Origin of the sequence: Priestia sp. SIMBA_032 (genome assembly GCF_046535215.1) — a bacterium.
Lineage (GTDB): Bacteria > Bacillota > Bacilli > Bacillales > Bacillaceae_H > Priestia > Priestia aryabhattai.
Genome location: NZ_JAWRXD010000212.1, coordinates 1 through 384 on the forward strand (window position 1 = coordinate 1; position 384 = coordinate 384).

Annotated in this window: 1 protein-coding gene; it reads left to right on the forward strand. The window is 71.9% G+C overall.

Annotated elements, in window-relative coordinates; all coding sequences use genetic code 11:
* A partial coding sequence (locus tag SB717_RS34050; protein ID WP_410907230.1) for a hypothetical protein occupies window positions 1–384 on the forward strand: 384 nt, incomplete at both ends.

The following is a 384-nucleotide window of genomic DNA, read 5'->3' on the forward strand; positions in this document are numbered from 1 at the left end:
GTGCTCTCCTCCCTGCTGCTGCAGGAGGAGGAGCCCGGCATCCTCCTCCCATCGCACGGCGAGCCGATGCCCGACGGCATGGCGGCGCTCGATCGGCTGGCGACGCGGATGGGCGAGTACGTCGACTCCCGCCGCACCAACCCGTGGGACCTGCGCGACTGGCTGGAACGGCCGTTCGTCCGCCTCACCGACCACCTGCTGCTCAACCGCACCGCCAACTCGTGCGTGTACGTGCTGCTCAGCGACTCCGGCGCCGCGCTGTTCATCGACTACGGCTACGACATGTCGACCGGCTGGCCGGCAGGCACCGACCGCGCCGCGCGGCGGCCCTGGCTCGCCTCGCTGCCCGCGCTCAAGCGCGACTTCGGCGTGACCTCGGTGGAG